Raw genomic sequence first — 17,436 nt, 5'->3', positions numbered from 1 at the left:
TTTGAGGGGCAGGGGATCAGGGCGATGCAGATCGACGGGCAGTGCCATTGCGGGCAGATCACCTTTGAGGCCGAGATCGACCCCGAGGCTGTGTCGGTCTGCCATTGCCGGGACTGCCAGACCCTGACGGGATCGCCGTTCCGGGTGACCGCGATTTGCACCAAGGCCGACGTCAGGCTGACCGCCGGCGCGCCAAAGGTCTACGGCAAGCGCGGCGACAACGGCCGGATGCGCTTACAGCACTTCTGCGCCGACTGCGGTTCCCCACTGTTCACCAGCGGCGAGAGCGACCAGGCCGACGATTGGGGCATCCGCTGGGGCTCAATCCGCCAGCGCGACAAACTGCGTCCCGTCAGGCAGATCTGGTGCCAGTCAGCGGCGGTGTGGATCGACGCAGTGCCGCTGCTGCCGGGGAGGCCGGGGGATTGACGTTCCGGACTTGCCCATCACGGGCGGGTAGGGATAAAGAGGCGGCGAGGGGCGATTAGCTCAGCTGGTTAGAGCATCTCGTTTACACCGAGAGTCAAGGCCAGTAAAATCAATAGGTTATGCCGGGTATGCTTCGCTCGGGTAACTTGTCGGGTAACAAATCCCGGGCGGTTAGCTCAGTTGGTAGAGCGCCTGCTTTACACGCAGGATGTCGGCGGTTCGAGCCCGTCACTGCCCACCATCCCATCCACCCTCGACCTTCGTTGCGAGGGCTGAGCTATGGGCATCCTCGCAATCGGCTACATCCTGCTTGCAATGGCTCTGTTGGCCGTCGTCACCGCGACAACCATGAAGCAACTCGATCGAGAGTTCTGACCAGGGTGCGCACCTCACGGCTATTGATCCGTATAGTTCCCGTCTCGCGGGTCCTTGGCGAATCGTTCACGATGCGCGCTCACCTGGAGAACAGGACCATGAGCCCGACCCAATTCGAAGTTCGCCGAGCCGAGCTAGGCCGGCTGCTCGACGCCGCACGATTTGCCGGTGACGTGGGGCGGATGCAGTCGCTTCTGGCCGCAAAGACCTCGCTGTATCGATCGATGTACGGCGCGCCAGAGAATGCCTGACCGCGAGAGCTGGGCACGCATGACGGCCCATCACTTCGTCGACGGAGCGCTGGCAGCGAGCGAGCGGTCGTCCGGCCCACATCCGACCGCAGACCAAATTGCGCTCCTGCGCGCGATCGCCCGACGTGCTCTGTGGCACATGCCCAATTCAGGTGACGAGGCGCGGGCGATGGTGCGACACATCGATATCGAAAATCTCCGCCAGCCCAACCCGCGCGATGACTCCGCACCGGAGTGATAAAGTGAAAGGCGGGACCGAAGCCCCGCAGTCGCTTGGGGCTTTTCCACACCCACGACGCGCAGTAGCTCGCGCGCGCTCCGAGCCACGAGGAATCGATAATTTGCGAGGCGGTTACGATGCCGCTTTGTCCGGCACTCTGCTCTGCTCTGCCCCTGCTGAGATCCACTTGCTCTCAGTTGCGTCGCAGTGCCTTCTCGACATCAACTACAAAATCTTCAGCCTGCTGCTGTGCCAATCGCAACTTTTCCATGGCCTCTCCAACATTCCGGCTCTCGAAGAGGATTGAGTTGAGCTGAGCATTGAACGCGTCTGGATTGAAGGAAATGTCGATTCCAGCGAGTGAGGTGGTGTGTCGCGCCATTATTTGCAGATTGCGAGCTGCATTTCGGGCCTGCATCGCGCTGTTCTCCAAATTGCTGAGGTGGCCGCTTAGGTGGCCGAACTCCTCGACCGTAAGCAGGCTGGCTTTACCAAACCTAACACTGTCCTCGAGGATGTCCCCTGACTGTGGGTAGCGTCGGCGGCTTTCTTCCAGGACCCGCAAGACCGACTCTGCTGCTTCGAACGTATCTTCCAGCGAGCGCCGCAGTAATCGAAGCGTGTGTCGAATATTATCCCTTTGAGACTCGTCAAATTGAGGCGGCGCGGCCGGATTCGGCGATTGTCCGCGAAGCATCAGCCACGTTGAACCGAGCGTTGCAACATTGGATAGGACCGACAGGGTCTGAATGATGACGTCGACGAAGTCTGGATCCAGTTCAGGTTTTTTTTGCACGCTTTGAGCTCCTAAAAAACGAAGAAGATTCCTCAACCGAGGCGTGAACGCAAGCGGAATTGCACAGCTTCATCGCAGGCGGGCGTCATCTCGAATGTTCGCCATCAGCCCGCCGGCTTGAGCGCAGATTTGGCTTCCAAGCGCGAATGGCCGCAGGCGCTGCTATTGGACAGCTCCTGCGGCCAGCGCCGCGACGGTCCGCACGATCGGCGCGGCTGGGCAAGTCGTAGCACAGGGCCCGCCAGCGTGAACCGGCGCCCGCACTATCGCAACGCTCTCTCGCGCGCGGCATTTAAATCCGCTTTTATCGCAGGGATTGCGGCATCGGCGGGCTGTCGGCTTGGGGGCGGCTCACTAAGGTCTCGCGCCCATGGTGCGCCTGATCGAACTGTCGAACTGGACGTGACCTGGTCGGAGCTCACGCAAGCAGAGACAAGTAGGCCAAGAAGGGCCACCGTTACCGCCCGCGTGATCGCCTGGATGCTCATGCCCGCCTAACGGAGATCCACCCGAATCGATCCTCAGATCGTACTCCCAAATTGGGCAGTTCTGAAGGAAGGCCAGCCGGCCGGGACCGGCGGGTCAGCGCTTCGCTGCGTTGCCAGCTAATTCCATCGCGAGATCTAGGGCTGCGATTCCAATTTGGTCGGTCGGACGAGATCGACAGCGCTGGTCCATCCAAGCAATTATCGCTGTAAAGTCACCGCCTCCGACAATTTCTCTATCGCCGCTAACATTCAGACCGCTGATGAAGCCTACAACCCAGGATTCGAAAGCGCCCTTTACTACCGCATTCTTGGTTCTGTTCGTCCAAGCCGAGCACGACTGCGAACCGGCACCTACGATGGTGGCCCCGGCGCGAAGCGGATTGGTTGGCAGTAGTAGCACGGCGACGACCGCCAATACCCTCATCATCAGAACCGGTAAGCTGGATAAAGAAGACCAGCCTACCGATCTAGGTCGCTCTTGTCAGCCGCAGTAAGACAACCCGACTGCTGGCCGCTGCCGGTAGCCTTCCGGTGCTATCGGCGCCGGCGCTTCACGGCTTGCTCCCGTAGAGGCGTTCCCGAAGCGCGTGGGCGTGGTCCGAAATGATCAGCATGACACGGTGCATTCCCACCAGGGCCGTATCCGCATCAGGTTGCGCCATCATCACGCAAAGCAAATCAGTCAGCGTAACGATGTCCTCGATATCCGCCTCGTTCTCAAAGCGATCGGGCAGCCGAAATTCAACGATGTTGCTCATGCTGATCGCTCCCCCGACTTGCGGCGCATAGGATGGGCCGTCAAAAACTCGACATCCTGCTGGATCGCCGTCTCAACTTGCTCGTCCGAGAGGTCGGTGTATCTGTGCTCCCGTGCCGCGAGGGCCTTTCGCTTCCATGTAACATCGGCTGTTCGCCAAGCTGGGGTCAGAAGCTGTTTCGCGATCGCTGACCTGAAACAACGGACCAAGGACATCCAACCATCCGGGTCGTGGTCGTGCTCCTCTTCCACCATGCCCTTAGGAAAGGCTCCCCACCGGCCTGCGCTCTCGATTGCACTGTGCAGCTTCATCCGGGCAGACCAATAGCGTGTGCGCGCCTCGGCTGCGTTCCATGCGACGCGGCGCTGATCCCGCAAACGGGCGTTTCTGGCGGTCTCGGTCTGCGGCGCCATCTTGACTTCGGAGACGTTTTGAGGAGGCAGGGCGCTCGCTGCTCGCCTAGCCGACAGGTCGATGACGTTCGATGGGCTCGCAATGGGGCTAGGAGAGTCGCTGGTGCGTTCTCCCGTTTCAGGCTGTCCGGTGGCTGGTTGGGCAGCAATCGAATTCTGCGAGTCCGCTGAGCCAGCGGACCGCGCATCGGCCGGGTTAGGTACAGACGTGTTTAGGGGTGGCGTGCTATGCACGCGATCAGCCTCGATCATGTTGATAAGTGTCCTTCGTGGTTGAGGTTAGGGCTGGGGCGGAAGCTCGCAACTTCCCCTCAGCCTGTATTTATGGTAGACCAAAAATCATGAAGAAGTCAATAAAGGTAGACCAAAAATCAAAACGAGGCCGGCCAGCCACGGGCCGCGATCCTATGGTGTCATCCCGGATACCTGTGGAGATTGTTGCGGCGATTGATCAATGGGCGGCAAAGAATGAGACCACGCGATCTGACGCCATTAAGCGGCTGGTCGAGATCGGGCTGAAGGCGAAGAAGTGACGACGATGATGCGGTATCGGTCAGAGCTAGGGGACCTGTCGCGCTAATGGGTTTTTCGGACCAATTCGATAAAGCGGTCGACAGCTTCCCAACCACCCGAGCCGGTGTGAAATGGACGCTTTTGGTGGCCGCTCTCGCAGGCGGCCTCGGATATGGAGCGGCCTCGTTCTATTATAGCGGTCGCATTTCAGTGCTGGAGGAGCGACTTCGTCTGGCTCAAGATGGCCGCTCGCCATATCAAATTCGGATTGCCGAGGTCACCACGGAAAATCCATATCGGGTTACGCCTTCCGACGACCTCATCCAGCTCAACCTCTCGGCCGATGTCTCGCCGATCGTGCTATTACCTTCCGGCTTCCCGAAGGGAAAAACGGTCTCGATAAAGGATAAAAAGGGCAATTCGTCTAAGTCTGAGGTGAAGATTCGCGCGGACGGCGGTCTAATCGACGGGATGCCCGAGTGGACACTAGCGGGCGACTTTGGATCAGTGAGCTTTGTTTGGGACGGCAAGAGCTGGTCAGCATATTAGGGGAAGTGCTTGCGCTCGCCCTCCGGTTGCGGTTGGATAGACGATGTTCGAGTCGCTGAATGTCACGGAAATGAATGAAACTGATGTGAGAGAGGCGATCGTTCGACCTCTGCTCACGACACTCGGCTATCGTCACGGCTCGGTCGCCAACATTCGCACCGAGCTCACCCTCCGCTACGATCAGTCATTTCTCGGAAGAAAGTCACCGGGTCGAGATCCTAGATTGCAAGGCCGTGCGGATTATGTTTGCGAGGTGATCCCTTTCGGTCGCTGGATTGTAGAGGTCAAATCGCCTGCCAACGAACTTTGCTTAGAGGATGCACAGCAAGCGCATACTTATGCCGCACATCCCGAAGTTGGTGCTAGATACTATCTCATAACAAACGGTCGCGAGTTCAAAGCTTACCAGACCGGCGCCCCCTTCGAACCATTGTTGACTTGGCAGCTCGAAGAAACCGAAAGCGCTATCTACGCAATCAAGAATCTTCTTGGCCCGGAGGCAATCGAGAGGGCGGGAAAGATCGTGATTGACCCCGGGCGTCCTTTGGCCCCAGGGCTTGGCTCCTATGCTAGGATTGTCGGCGGTTCGATGGCTTATTCGGGAAGCGAGTCCAACAATCCGGCCCTTGAGGCCGCGATGAAGCCAATCTTAGGAATGCGAAACGGAATCCGCGGTCAAGAAGTGCTCCGCGTCCAGGATGGGCTTATAGAAGCGCGCCTAGAGCTGCAGCCAGCATTTAGCATGTTCGACGACATGAACCGCGCTTTAGGATTTGTCCCGATTGTGTTCAAGTGCGCGGATGAAGTCTTATCAAGCGACCCCGCAGCACCATCAATACTGAGCAACATCTTGAGCGTGACATTACCTCGAGGAACGGAGCTGCCTGCAAGTCCACTTATGCGCGGTGGCGTGGTGCAGGTTGACTGCGAAATCACATATCACAACCTAGCGGTGGGCTATCTGACCGATCGAATTTTTTCCGGTATGTTCAAGTCAGAGCAAGAAGTCATCGCCGGTGGTACTGCCGCTGTGCGCCATTGGGGCACTTTTGAGCTTCATCTATCCTGATGTTTTCCCGGCTCTGCGAGCTTTCCACAGCCTAACTCGCCGAGTAAACGCATTGGCGTTGATCACGGCACCAAAAAAGCCGAGGTCAAAACGCGCCGTTGTATCCGTTCGCGCCGGGGGCCCTCTCGAACGCGAACTGGCGGATGGTTATGAGCCGCCAGTACCGAGATCTCGCAGAGCCTGCGTGAAGTTCGACGACGGCAGGCCCTGGGATAAGCACGAAGCAATGATGCGGCGGTAATGCGCAATTTCTGCCGTGCGCACCGCCGCGGCGACCGCGGCATTGCCTCCGCCGGTCAGGATGGCTTGCGCCACGTCGTTCTGCCGGTTCATCTCGGACGCCGCGCAAGTCGTGTCGTGAGTTTTGTTTCCGGTGCGAATGTCGCTGCTCATGCCGCCTCCTCCTTGAAACCATTGGTAAGGACGCTGTCGGCGAGCATCATCTTTTGGCGCTGCTCGATGCCGCCGGCCAGATACTTGGCGACGAAATCCTTGTCGCCCATCGCCGTGGTTTTCCAGTTTTTTACCAGCTCGTATTCCTTGGCCGTGACCTGCTGGCCGTTCAAAAACTGGCTGGTGACTTCTGAGCGAATGCCGAGATCGGCGAACAGGGACGCCGTTGCAGCCATCTGGCGCTGTTCGGTGGTCGCCGGCTGGCCTGGCAAACCAGCCTTGCCAGCGAGCACCGCCGCCACGACATCGTCGCCGGTGTTGGCGGACAGGGCCGTGAGGTCGCGCAGCTCCTGGGTTGCGGCGGCATCGCCGCTGCACACCTTGGCGCCCCAGTCCTTGTCGGCAAGACGGGCATCGAGGACCGCGCGGGCTTCCGTGGCATTGGTCGGGGGCGTCTGGTCGGTCATGCTGTCACCTCGTCGGGACGTTCAGTTTCTTGCGGGCGGCCTCGAAGACGCGCGCCGCTTGCGGATTCTGGGCGTAGAGGAATTGGCGGTTGCCGTTCGCATCGCGCCCGAAGATGGTTTGCTTCTCTCGCACCGGGTGGCCGCAAGTCGCGGCAGCATAGGGATAGCCGGCCGTAATGACACAACTCAGGCCCGGCATGCATCGATTGCAGCACCGGTCCCGCCCAATCCCTTCGATCAGAACTTCAGGATCCATCGATTGCAGGGATGCGCGCCAAGCGACTTCCGCCGCAGCGTCCTGCTGCACGGCCAAGTCGTGCGCGTCGTGGTTCAGGTCGATCTCGAATTGCAGCGCCGCCTGACGAACCGGGATCGCGGCCAATTCCGTCTGGGCGATCTTGTCGCCCCGGGCTGATCGCAGCGCGAGCTCGGCCGCGCCGGTGCGCAGCGCGTCGCGCTCGATCTCGAGCCGCTTCCGGTGCGCCAGCACGACGGGGGCCACCGGCGCCGGCGGCTTGTCGGGGGTCACCTCGATCAGCTCCATGACGTCGCTCATGCCGACCGCCTCGGGTGACTTATCGCTCATTCGGGCGACGAGCGTCCTTGCGGCTTCTGTCGGTGTCGGCGGGGTCTGCGCCATCTTAATGTCGGTCATGTTTCGACTTCCTCTGGTTCGTCCTCGTCTTCGAACTCGTCTTCGTCCTCGGCATCCTCGTCGAAACCGAAGCCCGGCAACCGGAGGTGCTTGGCAGCCGCGCGGTAAAGACCGCGCACCGCTTCGTTGCCCTGGTGGCGCGGGCCGACGCTTCCGGCCAAGACCGGATGCGCGCAGGCGTCGCCGGTGATGATGCAGCCGTGCGCCTCGCTGCAAAGATCGCAGCATGTCCGTTTCTCGATGCCCTCGGTGGCCTCGTCCGGGTTTGCCTCGATCTGGCGCCGCCAGTCCGCCACCGCTGCCCGATCGTGGTCTTGCGCCAGCTTGTGAGCGAGCGCATTGGACTCGATCTGAACCTCGATAGTCCTGATGGCGGCAACCAAGTTTGCCAGCCGCTCCCGCTCGTTGGCGCCGCCCTCATAGGCGGCAAGCGCCCGCTCGGCCATCTGAAGTTTCAGGCCGGCCATCTCCCGTTCAAGCTGAGGGCGCTTCTCAATCACTGCCGGCGCGCGCGGTGCATCCGGGCTGGTGGGCAATTCACTCATGCTCATGCGGCTCCGTTAAGCGCGGGGGGCCGGAGGCCAAGCATCTCGCGCGCCTCGGCTTCAAGCTTTCGAAGGGTGGAGTCGTTCTTCAGATGCTGCGGCAGTCCCGACTTGCACGGGTGGGCGCAAAAAGGTCGGCCGGCTGAGAGCACGCAACTGCGTTCCGAGCACTCGGCCGCACAGGTCTCCCGGCTCAATCCCGCGAGTTTGCTCATGCGGCGGCCTCGGACCGGGTTGCCGCTTCCGGCTGCTTTGACAGCGCGTCGGCCAGAATGTTGCGCGCAAACTGCGAGACGGTTCTGCGGTCCTTTTCGGCCCCGTCCTTCAGGCGGTCTGCGAGTTCTTTTTCAACCCGTACGCTGATGAGTGGCATTGCCATACTTCGTCTCCGTTGTTGACGGGAATATCGGACGACAACGAATTGCGAGCAACGCACTTAAGTACGGCAAATGATTACTCGCCAACTCTTTCCACGAGCCACAGTTCAATCTGCAACGCCGCACAAATGCGCACGATGATTTCGCCGCCGGGGATCTTGCTGCCCGAGCAAATCGTCGCGAAGTATCCGGACGACAATCGCGCCAAGTCATCGACTTCACGTTGGGTCAAACCGAGCTCGATCGCGCGTCGCCGAAACCGTTCAGCCAAATCCGGTGCTGAGTTGATTGAACTGCCAGTCATCGGCCCGCGCTATTCGCCAGTAAACACATCGAAGTTGAGCCCTTTGGCGATGTCGCCGCCGGTGTCGCGACGCCGCTGCTCCGCGAATGGCATTGCGCCGTAGCCGATGCCGTCGCATTCGTGCAGCGCCTTACCTTGGCGCCGCATCATAATGCCGTATCGGAGCGCAGAGACGAGGTCGTCACGATGTTTGACGAGTTTGAAATCTTCGTTCCGGTGGTAGTTGCGCATTTCCTCCAGCAACTCACCATTGTGTGAGGCAATCGCCAACTTGCCGCCGAACATCATCTCGCGCATTTCCTCGAGCGCCGGCTCGACCGCATTGGTCTTGGTGCGATGGTTTACCGCGTGGCTGGACATCATGTTGGCCCCAAAATTCTTGTACTGGAGCGACAGCGACAAACCGCTGCCCTTGTCGTGCTGATTGCCGTCATGGGGCCATGCGATCGGGACGCGCAGGCCCCGCGTCATCGAGTGGATACGCTGCGTATGGTAGAGCGCGCTGGAGCGCTCCATTCGGAACGAGTCGACGACCCAGACTTGGCCAGTGTCGTGGGTCCACGCGATCAGAGCCGCAGCGAACGGATGGCCAAAACCGAAGTCGATGCCGACGCACCAACGTGCATAGGTTGGGATATCGGTGTCCGGGTTGAAAGTCTTCACGACGGTGGGCAATAGCTCCAGCGGAAACACGGGGCCGGCGCCGAGCTGTGGCGTGCCTTCGATCCGGGCTTCGCGCTCGTGCTCGGCATACCCGGAAGAGAGCTCCTCGCGGCGGGATTCCGAGATGTGCTTCACCTCCGCGCTTGGGATGCGAAACACCGCGCGATCGGAGGATGGTTCGGACAGGAATTTGTAGGTCACGCCGGCCGCGGCGCCTTCGCCGACAGGCGTAAAGCTGACGATGAGGTGGCCGTCGGTCGCGCTGGTGCGGGCCAGAAGCTCGGAATAGATTTCTTCACTCGGCCGCTCGTCGATCCAGATCAAGTCGACTGATTCGCCCTGAAGCTTCTCGCGCCGCATTTCGAACGATTTGAACGTGAGGCTCGAGGTTCCGTCTGATATGCCGTCGGTTTGATGGGTGACGAACATGGTGTCGATCGCGCCGGTGCCGCCAGGGACCATAACGGGCTTCTTGCCGTAGCTTTCGAGCGGGATAAGGCCGGTGCCGAATTCATCGTCACCGCAGAGCTTCTTCTGCAGAGTGTCGCGCACGAGCTGCCCGGACTCGCCGACAGCCCAGCAGCGGATTGGCTTCATGAAGCGCTTGCCGGTCCACCAGAACGGATAATCGCCGCTCATGTGCAGCGCGACCTCGAAGCCGGCGGACAGCGTCTTGCCCGATTGGTTGCCGCCGTAGATCAGCCGCTGATGCACTCCGCTGGATCCGGCCATGAAGAACGCCTTCTGGCTCGGATACCAATAGCTTTCGTCGAGAAAGTCGATGCGGCGGTATTTCTTGCGCCGCTCGGAGGACGAAAGCGTTTGCCGGGCGAGCCGGATCAATGCCTGCGGATCGGGTGTTTCGTCAGCCATTGTTCTGCACCTCGATCACGTGTCCATCGATGATTTTTGCTTCCGTCGCGCGGCGGGCGATCTCGGCAGCTTCGAGCCGTTCCAGCCGCGCCAGACCGTTGCCCCCGAAGGTCTCGACCATCTTTTCGCGGGACACCCCCAGCTGCCGCAGCGCGCGCAGCTCCTCAAGGGCTTCCTGATCGGGGTCGACAATCCGGTGTGTCACGTCGACGACCTGCTTGCTCACAACCGGGTCGACGCGGTCCAGCAGGCTCAGGACGGCGCGGCCGTGGTCGCGATGCGCAGGGGTGCGGATCATGGCGAGCAAAGCCGCGACCGCCTCCGGGTGGCCGCCGCGCAGGTATTTGCGGCTCTCCTCCGTGATGGCCGCAATCATCCGGTCGTCGTGTGCAATCTTCCAGGCGATCTTGGCGACGTTCACCGGGGGCGAGGCCTTCCCAAATCCGGCCGCGCGCGCCGCCCGCGCATAGCGGCCATGGCCCGGCTTGCCGGTGACGAGCTCGTGGCAGAACGCGCGCCACTGATCATTCGGCAGCGCCCGCATCGCCGGCCCTAGTTGCCCCCAGTCCGGCTTGGCTGCCGGCAGTGTAGTTTTCTGCTTGGCCTTCACCATCAGCGTGCCTCCGCGGCCGCGCGCCGCTCCTGGGCCGCCTTGTCAACGATCCGCCGCAACAGGCTGCCGACGCTCCGGTCCTCCTCGCGCGCCCAGGTCTCCAGCGTCGTCTTCGTGTCGGGCTCCATCTCGAACGTCAGTCGATCGCGCCGCTTCATCGCAAATCACTCCTCATTGTTCCGCGCCATGGTGTGAAAGACGGCCCTCCGCAGCAACGCACCGAAAAAATCCGAAACAGGTTGGGGGATGGCCGCCGGCTAGGGAGATGGAACGTCGATATGCAGGCCGGTGCGGGTTTTCCGGGGGTGGGGGGTCGATTTGGAAAGGTGGTCTGGCCCGCTCCCAAACAGTTCGCGAGGTCAGACGTTTCGCTTGTTACCCGGCTGTTACCCGCGAATGAGCGACGAGGGCCAAGCCTTTGATATGACTCATGGAAGCTATCGTGCTCAGCGATGTGCTCTCGGTGCTGGGATGCCTGGAGGGAATATCTACTGGTTGAGAGACCGACGAGGACCATCTCCTCGCGTCCTTCACCCCAAACGGACAGACCGGACAGACGGGACATTGCGGACAATGTCCGGTGATGTCTGGCAAGTCCGTGGGACCGGACAAACCGGACAGGACAGACACAACCCTTTAGGGTGTGTCCGTCTTGTCCGGTGTCCGTCCGGACCGGGGTTGTCCCGTCGGTCCTGCCTCGCGGGTGCGCGCACATAGGCGCCCGAACTTCTGAAACAGTGTGAGGTCTATCGTCACCATTCCGCGTGAAAGCCCTTCGGCGGATCATTGGTCGACCCTCCAGAGCCACTCCGAACCGTCCTGCGTGGACGTGGCCATGTCGGGCGGCAGTTCGTTGAGCAGGCGCCGGAAGGCCTTCTGCTTGGCGCTGGCGGCCTTCGTGACGTCGTCTTCGTCGGTGACGTAGCGGCGATAGAACTCGGTGCGGACGTTGCGCACCTCGACCGCGCGGACCACCGGACCGTCTGCACGAACCCGAATTTCCTTGCCGGCTGCGTCGGTGGCCTCGATGACAGCCTCGCGGAGTGTGACGACCGATCGCTTGTCCGCCTTCGGACGCTTGGAACGAATGACCGTCTCCCCGGGATTTCCCGGGACGACCACTAGCGAGCCGAACGGTTCGTCGTCCTCGTCCATGCCGAGGTCGTGCGGCTTGAGCTCGAAGGAGGCTATCGGGCCCTCCAAACCGTCGCGGGCCTTGGCGAGCGCCAGCTCTCGACCTGAGACCTTGCCGGTGCGGTCGTCGCGATCGGCGAGCACGCTGAGCACCACGTCGGCACCACCGCGCCAGAGCGAACCGCCGCGCAGCCCGGCGGCATCCTGCTTGCCGTAGTGGTGCACCGGAATGACGAGGCCTTGAGTTTTGGTCTCGAACTCCCGGAGCTTGCCGATCACCTGGGCGATTTCGCCGTTGCTGTTCTCATCCGCCATGAAGAAATTTGCGGCGATGGTGTCGAAGAACGAGGCGCCGGTGCGGACGCCAAAGCGGGCCTTGATCTTGTCCGCCAGCTCGAGCAGTTCGCGAGTGACGCGCTCGACGTCCTCGGCCGTCTTGATCTCGGGCAGGTCGCCCCGCCAGGCAATGGGCAGCTGCCGGATGTCGAGCCCGCGGGCCTGCGCATCCGCGGTCAGGCGGTTACCGATGTTCTCGGTGCCTTCCTTGCTGACGATGGCACAGGCGATGCGTTCCTTGACCGCGCGTTCAAAGAACGGGGACGCGCTCGCCAGCGAGTTGGCCATGTGGCACGCGATGAACGTCTTGCCGGCGCCGGACTGGCCACCGATGAACAGGATCCCGCGATAGGGCGCGATGCCCTTGATTAACATTTGAGGCGCCGTGACCTTGTGCTCGGTCAGGAAACGCCAGCCGCCCCGCGCGGAGGGTGAGGATGAGCCGTCGATCACTTGCCGCAACGCCGCGCTGCCGTTTGCGCGCGCATATCCGTTCGCGTCGGTGCTCATGCGGCCTCCCGGTGCTGGGGCAGAAGGATTGACCGCACCTCGATCCCGCGCCGCTGAACTTGGCGGGCAAGTTCGGCAGCGTGCCGCCTCCCGTCGGGGTCGTCGTCGACCATGATGGTGATGCAGTCGACATAGCCGGGCAGGACGTCGGCGAGCGCCGGCAGCCTGGACGCTGCGCCTGCCGCCCAGGCGCCAAGGCCTGTGGCTTCGTGCACCGACACGGCGTCCTCGATGCCCTCGGCAATCACCAGGCCAAGCAGGTCGTTCGCGGGCGCCAGCACGACCGGCGAGCCCAGCGAGCGGCCGATCATGATCTTGTCCTGCGCGGTGCCAGCCTTGCCGCGGCCGCCGGGAGCGAGCCGCGTGATATGCACGCCACGCAGAGCTTGCGCGGGGATGTGGATAACTCCAGGCTCCGGCTCCGAGGGAATGCCGAAGGCCCCGATCATAGCCGCCGGATGGTCGCCGCGACCCCGTAAAAATCCCAGGGTCCCGGGCAGCGGTCCGCCATAGCCGCGGGCCTCGCGCAGGTAGGTCTCGGCGTCCGTACCGGCGATCGGCTCGCGCAGCGACCACAGCCAGTTCGCCTTCTGCAGGCGCTCGGCTGATGCGACGCGCTCGCGCTCGGTTGCCTCGGCATGGGCGCGCTGAAGCGCAGCAGCATCGGGAGGAGATGCGTTGCGGTCGCGCGTCGAGCCCTTCTCACCGCAACGCGCGCAGTGATAGCCGGCAAAGCCACCGTCGAGGCGCCAGACGCGAAGCACTTTGCGGCGCTGGTTTACCCGCGCGCGTTTCGTTGGGCCGCAGAGCGGACATGGTACGTCATGGCAGCCGATCCGGCCGCCGGTGAGGCCATCGATGGATGCGAGGTCGAGATGATCAATCATGGTCAGCGCCGCCGTCGAGAAGGCCCAATCTGCGCGCCTCAGCTTCCGCCTTGACGATGGCGCGGGCCAACTCGGGCAGCTTGCGCACGGACATTGAAATGCCGCGGGTTGTTGGGCGGTCGATGCCGTCGGTCCCGGTGGCGTAAACGCGAACATTGATGAGGTTGTGCCCCTCGTATTCGCTCAAACCGATGTGCACGGCCTCGGTGCGGCGTCGGTTCTTCGATATCTTTGCTACCGTGACCGGCTCGGCGAGAGGTGCGGGCTTCGCGCTCATGGCGTCACCTGGTCGAGCGCGGCCCCGATCGGCGAGGAAGGTTCGCCGCGGCTGTTTCGCTTCATGGCGAGTTTGAGCGCGTCGAGGTCGGCGCCGTGTTGCAAGGCAAAGGAAAGCGCGATCGCGGCGTCGGATGCGAGCGCGTCGAGCAGGCTGTTTGCGTGAGCGGCGCCGATGAAGATTTCGCCAAGGCGGCCGTCTGCATATCGGCCGGCCGTCATCGTGAAGTCGGCGCCCGCATGCTCGAACGAAAGCGTTTCAGATGCCCTTCGATTTGGCAGACGTTGACGCGGGATTCCGGTTTGCTGTATGGGCATGTTGCTGATCTCGATTTGCTGATCCAAAACACGAGCGCCGCCCGGTCAGGGGCGGCGTTTCTCGTTCAGGCGACTTCCCGTTCAAGCTTGATGTGCCCGCGCGGGAGCGATTTCGCCCAGGCCTCGAATTCTTCCTCAACCCAGCCAACCGAGTTGGGGCCAAGCTGGACGGGCTTGGGAAATGTGCCTGTTTGGATCTTGCGCCAGATCGTAGGATAGCTGAGGCCGGACCGCTCAACGATCTCGGGGCGGCGAAGGATTTTCATGGAGTGACATCCCTTTGAGTGGAATGTCTTCCCATCTATCGCGTATTCGTCCCGCCATGGTGAGACAGTTAGGCCACGATTTATAGCTTACCTATTTGTCTCACTCTTGCGCTGAAGCGCACGATTGAGCCGTCGGACGAGACTGTCACGCAAATTTTTGTCTTGGGCGCGTGACCTCCCTCGATGTTTCACCGACTGATTTTTAAGTGCAGCCTCAGCAAAGGCTCGCTTGCTTTCCCAGCTGCCAGCTTTCCAGAGCATGACAAGGTCGCGATCACTTTCAGGATCATGCGGGCCCTTACTCTTGCGCGGCGGCGGCGGCCGCTGACGCTTGACCCGTTTCGGCCCAGCCTTGATCTCGTCGCGGAAAAGCGACGCAGCTGTGTCTGGTCCGAAAATAGCACACGCCTCTGCAAACATCAGCGACAGACGTTGCCTGTAATCCTGGCGCGCCTCTTCCGTTAGCCCGAGGTCATAGGCTGCTGCCGAGGTGTCGCCGGGCTTTGGTCGCTTCATGCCTATGCCCGAAGCGCGATGACGTTGTCGGCTGGAGCATCGCTCGGCGGCATCTCGATGATGCCCCTAAGCCGCGCCGTCCATAGCTCCAAGGCTTCGCGCTTCTCGTCGACGTATGCCCACTGATCATAGATCTTGTGGAGTTCGGGCTTGGCGTGAGCGAGGATGAGTTCGCGGACGAGTTCAGGGACTGGCAACGCCGAAAGATGAGTTCGCACCGTCCTGCGGATGTCGTGCAAAACATACCATAATCGCTTCAGATCTGCGACGATCTTTTTCCGCTCCTCGCCCTGGACCCGGCTCAGCTTGCCCATTGCGGTTTCGATTTCAACAATGCGAGCCAGTAGCGCAGCGTCGCTGCGCTCTGTTGCGATCTTGCGAAGCTCCTCCAACATCAGCTTGTCGAAACGACGCTTCATCTTTGAGAAGCCGGAAATCGGCTCTGCCCCGTCACCCGTGCTGAACAGGAAGTCGCCACCATTGAAACGAGGCAATCCCTCGACGAGGGCCAGCAGATCAGCGCAAAGCGGCACGACGTGGGGCCCGCTCTCATCCTCCTCGCCCTTCATGCGCTCGGCCGGGATGGTCCAGAGCTTGCGTCCGATCTCGAATTCAGATCGATGTGCTTCTGCTGCTTCGTTGCGACGTAGTGCTGTCAACATCAGCACCTTGACCATGTCGCCGAAGGGATAACCCATGCGGCAGGCGGCGCGCCATGCTGCGCGCAGCTCGTCATCCGAGAGGATGCGCTTGCGCTTCACCTTCTTGCCGATCAGCTTCATGGCGTTCATTCGATCCGCAGGCGAGCGCTCCAGCCGATAGGATGGATGAGCTATTGCCCAATCGAAGATCTGGCGGATGACTTCGAGAAGCTTGCGAGCGGCTTCGGGTTTGCCGGCATTGACCAGTGACAGAATGCGCTCCTCAACATCGATCGATGTGATGTCGACGGCGGCCTTCTTGCCCCAAGGCGCGATGAGTTCCCGATCGATGATGCGTCCAAGCTCGGCGCCGCGGCGCTTCCGGCCGAGCTCGCGGGCCTTGTAGGTTTCAGCCACGATCGCGAAGGTCGGCCTCGCGGTCTCTTTGGCCTGGGCGGCCGCTTCGTCTGCTGCTGACGCCTCGGCCTTCTTCAACTCGTCGGACGGGTCCTTCTTTTTCCGCACCATGTCGCGGAGCTGCTGGGCCTTGGCTCGGGCCTGCTCAAGGTCGAATGTCGTGATGCCGTCGGCCAGCCGTTCGCCGCTAACGTCGTCCCTCCCGAACTCGACTGCGCCGATCGTGTAGCGGCGCCGCTTGTTCTGCGTGGGCGAAGTGTAGACGTAGATCCAGGACCTCGTTCCCTCCGACGTCACGCGACACCCGAAGCCGGGGACGATGCTGTCGTACTTCTCCGCCCGAGAGGCCTTTGACGTCGGGCGTTTGATCTTCTGGACAGAAAGGGCGGTGAGTGCGGCGCGCGCCATGGTGATGCCTTTCGGGTAACACCGGGTAGCAAATTGACGCGATTACTGTTGTGCTCCCCTGAAATGCGATGATAGGTTTCAGGGCGGAAAGCGCAACGAATCTAGTCGGTTGTGCACACCGGAATGCTACGGGTGAAACGGAGTGAAACCGACTATGCCCTCGTTTACACCGAGAGGGTCCGCGGTTCGAATCCGTGATCGCCCACCAGCCTTCGCTCGCTTCGCGAGCTACGGCTCGGCAGGCCAGCCCAGCAGGTTAGCGCGAAGCGAGCGAAGGCGGGCACTTTCGGCTAGGCAAGGCCGAACCATTTGTGACGATCGTCACAGGCGCCAGCGCCCGAATGGGCCAAGGTCAACTCCGCAGGTCACAACGGAGGTTGGCCCAATGTGCGCTCTGCTGGATCTCATTTATCGACGTTGCTGCCGGGCGTGCCTGCGCGAAGCGCGACGCATGAGCCGCCGCGGCTCGATCATTCCAATTTGGTAGTCGCGGCTGACGCCGCGCCGATTTGGCCGTTGGCGGCTGTCCTGCCTCGTTACGCTGGCATCCGACGCCCAGAAGTGGCCCTCCAAGGGTCTAAAACTGCCATTTTTCGGTCATCTTTTTGATCCCCATCCGAACCACCGTTGCGGCTCCCTGTGGCAGCGTGGAGTATCGCCGTGATGAGTGATCTTCGCAGCAAGCTGGAAAGGTACGAGTCGAAAGCCGCCCACTGCATGAAAGCGGCTCAAGAAGCTTCTGACGAGGCCGGTCGGGCCTTCTACGAGGAGCTTGCCAACTATTACGACGAGCTGGCAGCCGACTTTCGCCGCGTCCTTGCCAAGCGAACCGGAGTTTCGCTCGCGGCCGAATGATCCGGCGTAGCGCAGGTCGGCAGTTGAAACCTCCGCGTCCGTCAACCTCTGACGCCGTGCGGTGCGGCGTGAACGCAAGAACGTCCCGCTGACAGGTGGACCGAAAAGTCCGCCCCAGTTG

General features: G+C 61.6%; 25 protein-coding genes and 1 tRNA gene. 7 read left to right on the top strand and 19 right to left on the bottom strand.

Translation table 11 applies throughout. The features are described from left to right. Positions 1 to 24: 24 nt before the first annotated feature. The 4 genes from ACKWRH_RS25025 (at position 25) to ACKWRH_RS25010 (ending at position 1,293) form a co-directional block, all read left to right on the top strand. Positions 25 to 429, top strand: coding sequence for a GFA family protein (locus tag ACKWRH_RS25025; protein WP_445215694.1), 405 nt, complete (start codon positions 25 to 27; stop codon positions 427 to 429). A gap of 165 nt (positions 430 to 594) precedes the next feature. Further along, positions 595 to 670, top strand: a tRNA-Val gene (locus ACKWRH_RS25020). A 232-nt stretch (positions 671 to 902) separates the two neighbouring features. Further along, positions 903 to 1,055: a hypothetical protein gene (locus tag ACKWRH_RS25015; protein WP_445215693.1), complete on the top strand. Its 153-nt coding sequence runs from the start codon at positions 903 to 905 to the stop codon at positions 1,053 to 1,055. After that, positions 1,048 to 1,293, top strand: coding sequence for a hypothetical protein (locus ACKWRH_RS25010; RefSeq protein ID WP_445215692.1), 246 nt, complete (start codon positions 1,048 to 1,050; stop codon positions 1,291 to 1,293). Before ACKWRH_RS25015 ends, ACKWRH_RS25010 begins: the two co-directional genes overlap by 8 nt. Before the next feature lie 175 nt (positions 1,294 to 1,468). Here ACKWRH_RS25010 and ACKWRH_RS25005 read toward each other — a convergent pair whose 3' ends face one another. From ACKWRH_RS25005 to ACKWRH_RS24995, 3 genes are all read right to left on the bottom strand, one after another. Beyond that, entirely contained in the window at positions 1,469 to 2,071 is a 603-nt protein-coding gene (locus ACKWRH_RS25005) for a hypothetical protein (RefSeq protein WP_445215691.1), read from the bottom strand. A gap of 1,039 nt (positions 2,072 to 3,110) precedes the next feature. After that, positions 3,111 to 3,317: a hypothetical protein gene (locus ACKWRH_RS25000; RefSeq protein ID WP_445215690.1), complete on the bottom strand. Its 207-nt coding sequence runs from the start codon at positions 3,315 to 3,317 to the stop codon at positions 3,111 to 3,113. Next, entirely contained in the window at positions 3,314 to 3,730 is a 417-nt protein-coding gene (locus tag ACKWRH_RS24995) for a hypothetical protein (RefSeq protein ID WP_445215689.1), read from the bottom strand. Before ACKWRH_RS24995 ends, ACKWRH_RS25000 begins: the two co-directional genes overlap by 4 nt. Positions 3,731 to 4,309: 579 nt before the next feature. Between ACKWRH_RS24995 and ACKWRH_RS24990 the strand changes: the two genes are divergently transcribed. Both ACKWRH_RS24990 and ACKWRH_RS24985 read left to right on the top strand, forming a co-directional pair. Beyond that, entirely contained in the window at positions 4,310 to 4,792 is a 483-nt protein-coding gene (locus tag ACKWRH_RS24990) for a hypothetical protein (RefSeq protein ID WP_445215688.1), read from the top strand. Between the two features lie 43 nt (positions 4,793 to 4,835). Next, positions 4,836 to 5,861 carry a type I restriction endonuclease subunit R gene (locus tag ACKWRH_RS24985; RefSeq protein WP_445215687.1) on the top strand — a complete coding sequence of 342 codons (1,026 nt, stop codon included), beginning with the start codon at positions 4,836 to 4,838 and terminating at the stop codon, positions 5,859 to 5,861. Between the two features lie 147 nt (positions 5,862 to 6,008). On the opposite strand, the gene ACKWRH_RS24980 is transcribed toward ACKWRH_RS24985, so the two are convergent. The 16 genes from ACKWRH_RS24980 to ACKWRH_RS24905 all read right to left on the bottom strand — a co-directional run bounded on the left by ACKWRH_RS24980 (position 6,009) and on the right by ACKWRH_RS24905 (position 16,460). Beyond that, positions 6,009 to 6,254, bottom strand: a complete 246-nt coding sequence (locus ACKWRH_RS24980; RefSeq protein WP_445215686.1) for a hypothetical protein — start codon at positions 6,252 to 6,254, stop codon at positions 6,009 to 6,011. Continuing rightward, positions 6,251 to 6,721 carry a hypothetical protein gene (locus ACKWRH_RS24975; protein ID WP_445215685.1) on the bottom strand — a complete coding sequence of 157 codons (471 nt, stop codon included), beginning with the start codon at positions 6,719 to 6,721 and terminating at the stop codon, positions 6,251 to 6,253. The genes ACKWRH_RS24980 and ACKWRH_RS24975 overlap by 4 nt, the downstream gene beginning before the upstream one ends. Before the next feature lie 4 nt (positions 6,722 to 6,725). Beyond that, the gene (locus ACKWRH_RS24970; RefSeq protein ID WP_445215684.1) at positions 6,726 to 7,376 is read right to left on the bottom strand and encodes a hypothetical protein; all 651 of its coding nucleotides are present in this window, start codon (positions 7,374 to 7,376) and stop codon (positions 6,726 to 6,728) included. Next, positions 7,373 to 7,921, bottom strand: a complete 549-nt coding sequence (locus ACKWRH_RS24965) for a hypothetical protein (RefSeq protein ID WP_445215683.1) — start codon at positions 7,919 to 7,921, stop codon at positions 7,373 to 7,375. The genes ACKWRH_RS24970 and ACKWRH_RS24965 overlap by 4 nt, the downstream gene beginning before the upstream one ends. 211 nt (positions 7,922 to 8,132) lie before the next feature. Next, positions 8,133 to 8,294, bottom strand: a complete 162-nt coding sequence (locus tag ACKWRH_RS24960; protein ID WP_445215682.1) for a hypothetical protein — start codon at positions 8,292 to 8,294, stop codon at positions 8,133 to 8,135. An 80-nt stretch (positions 8,295 to 8,374) separates the two neighbouring features. Beyond that, complete coding sequence (locus tag ACKWRH_RS24955; protein WP_445215681.1) at positions 8,375 to 8,602, bottom strand: helix-turn-helix domain-containing protein; 228 nt, start codon at positions 8,600 to 8,602, stop codon at positions 8,375 to 8,377. A gap of 9 nt (positions 8,603 to 8,611) precedes the next feature. Further along, positions 8,612 to 10,138: a terminase large subunit domain-containing protein gene (locus tag ACKWRH_RS24950; protein WP_445215680.1), complete on the bottom strand. Its 1,527-nt coding sequence runs from the start codon at positions 10,136 to 10,138 to the stop codon at positions 8,612 to 8,614. Further along, positions 10,131 to 10,751 (bottom strand): hypothetical protein, encoded by a 621-nt coding sequence (locus tag ACKWRH_RS24945; protein ID WP_445215679.1) that lies wholly within the window; start codon positions 10,749 to 10,751, stop codon positions 10,131 to 10,133. Before ACKWRH_RS24945 ends, ACKWRH_RS24950 begins: the two co-directional genes overlap by 8 nt. Then, positions 10,751 to 10,909, bottom strand: coding sequence for a hypothetical protein (locus ACKWRH_RS24940; protein WP_445215678.1), 159 nt, complete (start codon positions 10,907 to 10,909; stop codon positions 10,751 to 10,753). The genes ACKWRH_RS24945 and ACKWRH_RS24940 overlap by 1 nt, the downstream gene beginning before the upstream one ends. 625 nt (positions 10,910 to 11,534) lie before the next feature. After that, entirely contained in the window at positions 11,535 to 12,731 is a 1,197-nt protein-coding gene (locus tag ACKWRH_RS24935; RefSeq protein WP_445215677.1) for an AAA family ATPase, read from the bottom strand. Next, on the bottom strand, positions 12,728 to 13,618 hold the full coding sequence (locus ACKWRH_RS24930) for a toprim domain-containing protein (RefSeq protein ID WP_445215676.1): 891 nt from the start codon (positions 13,616 to 13,618) through the stop codon (positions 12,728 to 12,730). Before ACKWRH_RS24930 ends, ACKWRH_RS24935 begins: the two co-directional genes overlap by 4 nt. Further along, complete coding sequence (locus ACKWRH_RS24925; protein ID WP_445215675.1) at positions 13,611 to 13,895, bottom strand: transcriptional coactivator p15/PC4 family protein; 285 nt, start codon at positions 13,893 to 13,895, stop codon at positions 13,611 to 13,613. The genes ACKWRH_RS24930 and ACKWRH_RS24925 overlap by 8 nt, the downstream gene beginning before the upstream one ends. Continuing rightward, positions 13,892 to 14,239 carry a hypothetical protein gene (locus ACKWRH_RS24920; RefSeq protein ID WP_445215674.1) on the bottom strand — a complete coding sequence of 116 codons (348 nt, stop codon included), beginning with the start codon at positions 14,237 to 14,239 and terminating at the stop codon, positions 13,892 to 13,894. Before ACKWRH_RS24920 ends, ACKWRH_RS24925 begins: the two co-directional genes overlap by 4 nt. 38 nt (positions 14,240 to 14,277) lie before the next feature. Further along, complete coding sequence (locus tag ACKWRH_RS24915; RefSeq protein WP_445215673.1) at positions 14,278 to 14,478, bottom strand: helix-turn-helix transcriptional regulator; 201 nt, start codon at positions 14,476 to 14,478, stop codon at positions 14,278 to 14,280. A gap of 87 nt (positions 14,479 to 14,565) precedes the next feature. Next, positions 14,566 to 14,994: a hypothetical protein gene (locus ACKWRH_RS24910; protein WP_445215672.1), complete on the bottom strand. Its 429-nt coding sequence runs from the start codon at positions 14,992 to 14,994 to the stop codon at positions 14,566 to 14,568. Positions 14,995 to 14,996: 2 nt separating this feature from the next. Next, positions 14,997 to 16,460 (bottom strand): tyrosine-type recombinase/integrase, encoded by a 1,464-nt coding sequence (locus tag ACKWRH_RS24905; protein ID WP_445215671.1) that lies wholly within the window; start codon positions 16,458 to 16,460, stop codon positions 14,997 to 14,999. Positions 16,461 to 17,123: 663 nt separating this feature from the next. Here ACKWRH_RS24905 and ACKWRH_RS24900 point away from each other — a divergent pair. Continuing rightward, a complete protein-coding gene (locus ACKWRH_RS24900; protein ID WP_445215670.1) occupies positions 17,124 to 17,315 on the top strand; it encodes a hypothetical protein in 192 nt (63 codons plus the stop codon). The last annotated feature ends 121 nt before the right edge of the window (positions 17,316 to 17,436 follow it).

Source organism: Bradyrhizobium sp. Pa8, assembly GCF_052588265.1.
This window is presented reverse-complemented; position numbering and strand designations above follow the sequence as displayed.